The sequence below is a fragment of the Marichromatium sp. AB31 genome (genome assembly GCF_003718685.1).
GTDB lineage: Bacteria > Pseudomonadota > Gammaproteobacteria > Chromatiales > Chromatiaceae > Marichromatium > Marichromatium gracile.
On the sequence record NZ_RHFI01000006.1, the window covers coordinates 161,606 to 169,543 of the forward strand.

The window sequence follows — 7,938 nt, forward strand, 5'->3', positions numbered from 1 at the left end:
CTCATGACTGGCGGCTGGGAGCTGGAGGCTCTCCCCCTTGCTTCGCTGCCTTTGCGTCTTTGCGGTTCAATCCCCTGGTCGCTGGTCGCTGGTCGCTGGTCGCTGGTCGCTGGTCGCTGGTCGCTGAGCGCTGGCGGCTCTCCTCGGCGGCTGGCGGCTGGCGGCTGAAAGCTGAATAATGCCGGTTCGTTCTTGCAACCCGACCGAGCGGCCGGCGCCGGCCCGAGACCCAGTATCCATGTCCGAACACGCCAAGACTCATCGTATCGGCCCGATTCATCTTGCCCCCGAGATCAGCCTGCGCCACGGCTGGACCTTCATGGTCGTGGCCTTCTTCTCGATCGGGCTCATGGTCTTCGTCTCCATTGGCCAGACCTATATCCTCAACGAGCATCTCGGCATCCCCGAGTCGAGCCAGGGCCGCATCAGCGGCAACCTGGTGTTCCTCACCGAGATCGTCACCCTGTTGCTGTTCCTGCCCGCCGGGGTGCTGATGGACCGCCTCGGGCGGCGTACCGTCTATGGTGTCGGCTTCCTGCTGCTGGCGCTGACCTACGTGCTCTATCCGCTTGCCACCTCGGTGGAGATGCTCTACGGCTTTCGGGTGATCTACGCCCTCGGCGTGGTGGCGGTCGCCGGGGCGCTGTCGACGGTGCTCGCCGACTATCCCGCCGAGCGCTCGCGCGGCAAGCTGGTGGCGTTGGTCGGGGTGCTCAGCGGACTCGGCGTGGTGATCGTCGGTCAGGGACTGGGGGCGCTGCCCAAGGTCTTCACCAATGCCGGTTTCGACGGCGTCGAGGCCGGTCGCCTGACCCATTTCATCATCGCCGGGCTGTCGGTGGCGGTCGCCGTGTTGGTCTTCTGGGGGTTGAAACCCGGGGTGCCGGCGCGTCATGACGAGCGTCCGAACGTGCGTACCCTGTTCGCCAGCGGTTTTGCCCAGGCGCGCAATCCGCGCATCCTGCTCGCCTATGCCTCGGCCTTCATCGCGCGTGGCGATCAGTCGGTCAACGCGACCTTCATCATCCTGTGGGGCACGCTGGCCGGCAAGGCGGCGGGGATGGAGACGCCGGAGGCGGTACTCGCCGGGACGGTGATCTTCGTCATCACCCAGCTCTCGGCGCTGGTCTGGGCGCCGTTGCTCGGCCCGCTGCTCGATCGCATCGACCGGGTCTCGGCGATGGCCGTATGCATGGGGCTGGCCGCGCTCGGCAACCTGGCGCCGCTGCTGCTCGACGACCCGCTGGCGCGGATCGGCATCCTCTTCTTCATCCTGCTCGGGATCGGTCAGATCAGCGTCTTTCTCGCCGGACAGTCGCTGATCGGTCAGGAGGCGCCGACGGCGCAACGCGGCTCGGTGCTCGGCGCCTTCAACGTCACCGGCGCGATCGGCATCCTGCTGATCACCCTGGTCGGCGGTTATCTCTTCGACCATGTCGATCCGCGCGCGCCCTTCGCGGTGGTCGGCACGATCAACCTGCTGCTGCTGTTCGCCAGCCTCTATGTGCGCTGGCGTCATCCTCAGGTGGGTGCGGTCGGGCGCTGATGGCCCGGGTCGGCCGGGGCGCGCGCCTCGGTCGATCAGCCGTGCCCGGCCCGGTGCTGATGCAGGTAGGGCAGGGATGGAGAGATTGCAGGCACAAAAAAACCGGCGCGAGGCCGGTTTTCTTGATCTAGCGGAGATTGGTCGGGGTGACTGGATTCGAACCAGCGACTTCTGCCTCCCGAAGACAGCGCTCTACCAAGCTGAGCTACACCCCGATATCGGGAATTCTTTAGTACGACCGGCTGACCGCGAAGTCTGCCAGCGTTGCCATGGCATCACGTGCGGGACTCGGATCGAGGATCTCGAGTGCCTCACGGGCCTTTTGGGCGTGCCGTTTAGCAAGATCGCCAGTATAGGCGATTGCGTCGGTGGATGCAATAGCCTCGATCACGGCGTCGATCCGCTCGCGACCACCGTGCTCGATGCAGTCGCGCAGCATCGCGCGCTGCTCGGCGGTGCCGACGGCCATGGCGCGGATCAGCGGCAGGGTGGGCTTGCCCTCGTCGAGGTCGTCGCCGACGTTCTTGTCGAGGCTCTCGTTGTTGGTGCTGTAGTCGAGCGCGTCGTCGATCAGCTGGAAGGCGATGCCGAGATTGAGCCCATAGCTGGCGAGCGCGGCCTCGACCTCCGGGGTGGTCTCGGCAAGGATCGCGCCGAGGCGGGTGCCGGCGGCGAACAGGGTCGCGGTCTTGCGCTCGATGACCTCCATGTAGCGCGCCTCGTCGGTATCGGCGTCGCGCGCGTTGAGCAGCTGCAGCACCTCGCCCGCGGCGATGCGGTTGGTGGCGTGCGCGAGCACCTCCATCACCCGCATGCTGCCGACGTCGACCATCATCTCGAAGGCGCGCGAGTAGAGGAAGTCGCCGACCAGCACGCTCGCCTCGTTGCCCCAGACGGCGTTGGCCGTCTCGCGGTTGCGACGCATCTCGGAGTTGTCGATGACATCGTCGTGGAGCAGGGTCGAGGTATGGATGAACTCCACGATCGCGGCCAGATCGATGTGACGCTCGCCGCTGTAGCCGCAGGCGCGGGCCGCGAGCAGCACGGAGAGCGGACGCAGTCGCTTGCCGCCGCTGTTGACGATGTAGTGACCGATCTGGTTGATCAGTACGACATCGGACTCGAGCCGACGCAGGATCAGGGCGTCCACCGCCTTCGAGTCGTCGGCGACGGGGTGTCGAATCGTGGAGAGGTCCATTCGTATGCGGGGTCTATCGATAGTGACGGCGGATGCTAGGTGCGAGGCACCGAGCTGTCAAGGAGGTCGCGGAACGCGATACGTGCGTCCTCCCACGGCAACGGAAACGGGTGTACTGGCAGGTCCGGGGTGTCTCGGATCCTGCGGCCCTGAGGACGCCGCCTGGTGTTGCCGGGCCCTGGGCGACCGCCTCCCGTTCAAGGACCAGGAGTCAGCCGTTTCTCCGTCCAATCTGCCAACTGCGCCCTGGCGCGTCAAGTCTCGACCGGGCGGCGATGGTGCGCCGTCACATTCGGAGAGGCATCGACGTTGACGCACGTCATGGCTTCGCGGTAGGATTCCGCTTCTTTGTTCCGGCGCGGAGCTGCGAGCTGCGTCGGCTGTTTCCGAATTATTCTGGGGATCTGCTGATCATGTACGCGGTCATTCAAACCGGTGGAAAACAATACCGGGTTTCGGAAGGCGACACACTCAAGGTCGAGAAGCTCGCCGCCGAGGAAGGTTCCAACGTCGACTTCGAGGTGCTGATGGTCGCCGACGGCGAGACCATCAAGGTCGGCAAGCCCTTCGTCGAGGGCAGCAAGGTGAGCGCCGTGGTCGAGTCGCACGGTCGTGGCGACAAGGTCTCGATCATCAAGTTCCGTCGTCGCAAGCACCACATGAAGCGTCAGGGCCACCGCCAGTGGTTCACGTCGCTCAAGATCACTGGCATCAACGCCGGCTGAGGAGAGATTACCGATGGCACACAAGAAAGCAGGCGGTAGTTCGCGTAACGGCCGCGATTCAGAGTCCAAGCGCCTTGGCGTCAAGGTCTTCGGTGGTCAGCGTGTCAGCGCCGGCGCCATCATCGTGCGTCAGCGCGGTACCCAGTTCCACGACGGTGTGAACGTTGGCTGTGGTCGCGACCACACCCTCTACGCCCTGACCGACGGTGTCGTGAAGTTCGTCACCAAGGGTCCGCAGAAGCGTAAGTTCGTCACCGTGGAAGGCGCCTGATCCGCGAGCGGGTCCAGCCCTGGCCCCGCGCCTTCCGTGGAGACCGCGCAGCCTCGTCCGGGTGACGAGGCTTTTTCGTTTCTGCCGCACCGTCAGGGTGTGCGCCCGCGACCCCTGCATCGGCAATCGCACAACGGATCGATCGCATGAAATTCGTCGACGAGGCATACATCCGGGTCGAAGCCGGTGACGGCGGCAGCGGCTGCGTCAGCTTCCGCCGTGAGAAATACATCCCCAAAGGTGGCCCCAATGGCGGCGACGGCGGGGACGGCGGCAGTGTCTATCTGCTCGCCGACAACAATCTCAATACCCTGGTCGATCTGCGCGATCAGCGCATCCAGCGCGCCGAGCGCGGCCAGAACGGCATGGGCCGCGACATGACCGGACGCAGCGGTCAGGACCTGGTGATCCGGGTCCCGGTCGGCACCCGGGTGATCGAACGCGACACCGGTGAGCTGATCGGCGAGCTGATGGCCTCGGGCGAGCGCCTGCTGGTCGCCCAGGGCGGCTTCCACGGCATCGGCAACGCCCGCTTCAAGTCCAGCACCAATCGCACCCCGCGTCAGTCCACCCCGGGTACCCCGGGCGAGCGTCGCGATCTCCATCTCGAGCTGCTGCTGCTCGCCGACGTCGGCCTGGTCGGCTTCCCCAACGCCGGCAAGTCGTCGCTGGTGCGCCAGGTCTCGAGCGCGCGTCCGCGCGTCGCCGACTACCCCTTCACCACCCTGCATCCGAACCTCGGGGTGGTGCGTCTCGGGCGCGAGCGCAGCTTCGTCATCGCCGACATCCCCGGGCTGATCGAGGGCGCGGCCGAGGGCGCCGGACTCGGCACCCGCTTCCTCAAGCATCTGTCGCGCACCCGGTTGCTGCTGCACCTGGTCGATGTCGCGCCGCTCGGCGATCACACCGACCCCTACGACGAGATCCGCAAGGTCGAGGCCGAGATGCGCGCCTTCGGGCGCGAGCTGATCGACAAGGAGCGTTGGCTGGTGTTCAACAAGGTCGATCTACTCGACGAGGAGACCTTCGCCGCCCGTCGCGAGGCCCTGCTCGAACGGCTCGACTGGCAGGGGCCGGTCTATGCCATCTGCGCGCTCAGCGGCAAGGGCACGGAGCCGCTGATGCAGGATCTCATGAACCACCTGGAGCGGTTGCGTGCGGCCGAGACCGTCGTCGAGCCCGAGGACGGGACCAGCGAGGACGATGCCGCCGAAGACGATTGGCATCCGCTGGGCTGATCGACCATGATCTCGCGCGAGGAACTCCCCGGGACCCGACGCTGGGTGGTCAAGATCGGCAGTACCCTGCTGACCCGTGACGGTCGCGGCGTCGGACGCGACCTGCTCGAACCCTGGGTGGCGCAGATGGCCGCCCGTCATGGTGCCGGTGCCGAGGTCGTGTTGGTCTCCTCGGGAGCGGTCGCCGAGGGCATGGCGCGGATGGGGTGGCGCGAGCGCCCCGGTGCGCTGCACGAGTTGCAGGCGGCCGCCGCGATCGGCCAGATGGGGCTGGTGCGCGCCTACGAGGACTGCTTTCGCGATCATGGCCGGCACACCGCCCAGGTGCTGCTCACCCGTGACGACCTCTCCAACCGGGTGCGCTATCTCAACGCCCGCAGTACCCTGCGCACCCTGATCCGTCACGGTGTGGTGCCGGTGATCAACGAGAACGACACCGTCGCCAACGACGAGCTGCGTTTCGGTGACAACGACACCCTCGCCGCGCTGGTCGCCAACCTGATCGAGGCCGATCTGTTGGTGCTGCTCACCGACCAGGACGGCATCTTCGACCAGGATCCGCGCAACAATCCCGAGGCGCGCCTGATCACCGAGACCTGGGTCGACGACCCCATGCTCGATCAGGTCGCCGGCGGCAGTGGCTCGGGCCTGGGCACCGGTGGCATGGTCACCAAGGTCCGCGCGGCGCGGCTCGCCGCCCGTTCCGGCACCCCGACGGTGATCGCCCCCGGTCGCGGCGAGCGGGTGTTGGAGCGGATCGGTGCGGGTGAGTCGATCGGCACCCTGCTGATCCCCTTCCAGGGGCCGCAGGCGGCGCGCAAGCAGTGGATCGCCGGTCAACTGCAGGTGCGTGGTCGGCTGGTGCTCGACGCCGGTGCGGTGCGGGCGCTGCGCGAGCAGGGTACCAGCCTGCTGGCCGTCGGGGTGCGGGCGGTCCACGGCGCCTTCGAGCGCGGTGAGGTGGTCGCCTGTGTCGATGAGCAGGGCAGGGAGGTCGCGCGTGGCCTGGTCAACTACGACGCCGAGGCGACGCGCCGCATCCAGGGGCGCTCATCGCATCGCTTCGCCGAGATCCTCGGCTATGTCGACGACGACGAGCTGATCCACCGCGACAACCTGGTATTGCTCTGAAGGCCGGTTGTTCGGCGGTGCGCAGGCCGGACATCAAAATGGGGGGTGACAAGACCCCGGCAAGTCTTTATACTGCGCGTTCTCTGGCTGAGTGGCAGAGTGGTTATGCAGCGGCCTGCAAAGCCGTGTACCTCGGTTCGATTCCGGGCTCAGCCTCCATTTCCTTTCCCGTAGTCCCCGTCGAGATCAAGCTAGGACAGTCCGCTGTCCCGCACCCGCCCGGGTGGCGAAACTGGTAGACGCAGGGGACTTAAAATCCCTCGACCTCGGTCATGCGGGTTCGAGTCCCGCCCCGGGCACCATCTGCCCCTATCTCTCTGTCGACCCAACTCCCTGGTACGTCCGTGCGTGACGGTTCCAGCCGTTGTCCTTGTCCTTGTCGTTGCGACCGCGACCCGCTTCGGACCGTCTCGTCCATGAATCGGGACGAGACGGTTGGCATGGCGTTTCAGCCGCGTGCGGTGCGTCCGCGCTTGGCCATGACGGCCCCACGCATGGCGATCAGCACGAAGAGGTTGGCGACGAAGGCGGCCAGGGCGGCGGCGATGATCATGGTCATCGGCTTGTCCTGAGCGTTCTCGATGCCGAAGGCATCACCCACCGAGGTGAGGACGGCGCTGTTGGCCGGGTCGGCCAGCAGGTAAGCGCAGCAGGCGATGAAGGCGCCGAAGAACAGCATCTTGGTGTCGAGATAGAGTCCGGCGATCAGCGCGGCGAGGCCGAGCAGATAGAGCTGCACCAGGTTGTACTGCTCGGCGCTGAGCGCGTCGCGGATGCCGTGGTCGTAGAACAGCCACAGCAGGCCGCCGAGCGCGCCCCAGTGCAGCAGCTGCTTGATCAGGTAGAAGAAGCGCGAGCGGTCGAAGGCGTAGGCCTGACTCCATCCCGAGAGGATCGAGATGAAGGCGACCACCGGGATGAAGAACTCCCAGTACTGGGTGGTGGCGGCGAAGTCCTCGCGGGCGAAGAACACCAGGACCACCGCGGCGATGTAGAGGAAGACCGATGGCAGGATGGCGACCATCAGTGGGGACTGGGACTGCTTGGACTTGACCTCGGACGAGGCTGCTGACTTTGACACGACTGACCCTCCTTGCGAGTACGGGTACTGTGTGGTGAGTGGCCGATGGCCGGATCGATAACGCCCCTCAAGCCATCGATTGCGTCAAGCGTCCTGGATCTTAACCCTTACCGAAACTAAGTTTAAGGGGTTGTGACATCCGCGCGCGCATTCGGGCATCCGCGACCCTCGTCATCGTCCGCGTCGTCTTTACCGGTTTCCCCGCAACGGCTACAGTCCCCAGGATCGACCGATCTGCAAGGCGGGAGGCGCTGATGCTGGGCTCGATCCGATTGCCGCACGCGATCGCGCTGCTGCTCCCCTGGTTGTTGGTGAGCAGTGGTGTCGTCGCTCAGGGGCTGGTGCACAGTCCCGGCGTGGATTATTTCGGTGCCGACCTGCGCACCCTGGAGTCGGTCCCGCTCGATGGTTGCGAGCGCGCCTGCGCCGACGATCCCGACTGTCTCGCCTTCACCTACGACCAGCGCTCCGGCTGGTGCTTCCTCAAATCCGCTCCCGGCGAGGCGCGCGCTGCGCCGGGGGCGCGCTCGGGCTATCGTCCGGAGCTGCTCTGGGACGACCCCGGGGCCCTGCCCGAGACGCTCGCCTTCATCCCCCCCGATGCCCGTGCCCTCGCTCGCGAGCAGGCCCGCGCCCTGGCGCTCGAAGCGCCCCCCGGCCAGGGACTGGCGACGTTGGCGCGGGCGGCACCGGGCGAGACCTCGGCGCAGCGTCGGGCGCGACTGCGCGCGCTGTTGCGGCTGGCCCC

General features: G+C 66.5%; 8 protein-coding genes and 3 tRNA genes. 8 read left to right on the forward strand and 3 right to left on the reverse strand.

The features are described 5' to 3' along the window. The first annotated feature begins 238 nt into the window (after positions 1-238). On the forward strand, positions 239-1,546 hold the full coding sequence (locus EBL84_RS07070; RefSeq protein WP_123140165.1) for an MFS transporter: 1,308 nt from the start codon (positions 239-241) through the stop codon (positions 1,544-1,546). A 138-nt stretch (positions 1,547-1,684) separates the two neighbouring features. Here the strand turns inward: EBL84_RS07070 and EBL84_RS07075 are convergent. Together EBL84_RS07075 and EBL84_RS07080 are read right to left on the reverse strand one after the other, a co-directional pair. Continuing rightward, a tRNA-Pro gene (locus EBL84_RS07075) sits at positions 1,685-1,761 on the reverse strand. 14 nt (positions 1,762-1,775) lie between these two features. Further along, a complete protein-coding gene (locus EBL84_RS07080) occupies positions 1,776-2,744 on the reverse strand; it encodes a polyprenyl synthetase family protein (protein ID WP_123140166.1) in 969 nt (322 codons plus the stop codon). A 413-nt stretch (positions 2,745-3,157) separates the two neighbouring features. Here EBL84_RS07080 and rplU point away from each other — a divergent pair, with 413 nt between their 5' ends. The 6 genes from rplU to EBL84_RS07110 all read left to right on the forward strand — a co-directional run bounded on the left by rplU (position 3,158) and on the right by EBL84_RS07110 (position 6,411). Then, on the forward strand, positions 3,158-3,469 hold the full coding sequence (gene rplU, locus EBL84_RS07085) for a 50S ribosomal protein L21 (RefSeq protein WP_062275340.1): 312 nt from the start codon (positions 3,158-3,160) through the stop codon (positions 3,467-3,469). A 13-nt stretch (positions 3,470-3,482) separates the two neighbouring features. After that, positions 3,483-3,740 (forward strand): 50S ribosomal protein L27, encoded by a 258-nt coding sequence (rpmA, locus tag EBL84_RS07090; RefSeq protein ID WP_005224844.1) that lies wholly within the window; start codon positions 3,483-3,485, stop codon positions 3,738-3,740. Between the two features lie 146 nt (positions 3,741-3,886). Continuing rightward, a complete protein-coding gene (gene cgtA / locus EBL84_RS07095) occupies positions 3,887-4,978 on the forward strand; it encodes an Obg family GTPase CgtA (protein WP_123140167.1) in 1,092 nt (363 codons plus the stop codon). A 6-nt stretch (positions 4,979-4,984) separates the two neighbouring features. Then, on the forward strand, positions 4,985-6,109 hold the full coding sequence (gene proB, locus EBL84_RS07100; RefSeq protein WP_062275344.1) for a glutamate 5-kinase: 1,125 nt from the start codon (positions 4,985-4,987) through the stop codon (positions 6,107-6,109). Positions 6,110-6,194: 85 nt separating this feature from the next. Next, positions 6,195-6,268, forward strand: a tRNA-Cys gene (locus tag EBL84_RS07105). A 58-nt stretch (positions 6,269-6,326) separates the two neighbouring features. Beyond that, positions 6,327-6,411: transfer RNA gene (locus EBL84_RS07110), tRNA-Leu, on the forward strand. A gap of 146 nt (positions 6,412-6,557) precedes the next feature. On the opposite strand, the gene EBL84_RS07115 is transcribed toward EBL84_RS07110, so the two are convergent. Beyond that, a complete protein-coding gene (locus EBL84_RS07115; RefSeq protein WP_123140168.1) occupies positions 6,558-7,190 on the reverse strand; it encodes a hypothetical protein in 633 nt (210 codons plus the stop codon). Between the two features lie 254 nt (positions 7,191-7,444). Between EBL84_RS07115 and EBL84_RS07120 the strand changes: the two genes are divergently transcribed. Beyond that, the coding region (locus EBL84_RS07120) for a PAN/Apple domain-containing protein (protein ID WP_148040273.1) at positions 7,445-7,938 on the forward strand (494 nt) is incomplete at its 3' end.

Bases quoted from the DNA above. Each gene is read 5' to 3' on its own strand.
- EBL84_RS07070 (WP_123140165.1), top strand. From the start codon at position 239: ATGTCCGAACACGCCAAGACTCATCGTATCGGCCCGATTCATCTTGCC.
- EBL84_RS07080 (WP_123140166.1), bottom strand. From the start codon at position 2,744: ATGGACCTCTCCACGATTCGACACCCCGTCGCCGACGACTCGAAGGCG.
- rplU (WP_062275340.1), top strand. From the start codon at position 3,158: ATGTACGCGGTCATTCAAACCGGTGGAAAACAATACCGGGTTTCGGAA.
- rpmA (WP_005224844.1), top strand. From the start codon at position 3,483: ATGGCACACAAGAAAGCAGGCGGTAGTTCGCGTAACGGCCGCGATTCA.
- cgtA (WP_123140167.1), top strand. From the start codon at position 3,887: ATGAAATTCGTCGACGAGGCATACATCCGGGTCGAAGCCGGTGACGGC.
- proB (WP_062275344.1), top strand. From the start codon at position 4,985: ATGATCTCGCGCGAGGAACTCCCCGGGACCCGACGCTGGGTGGTCAAG.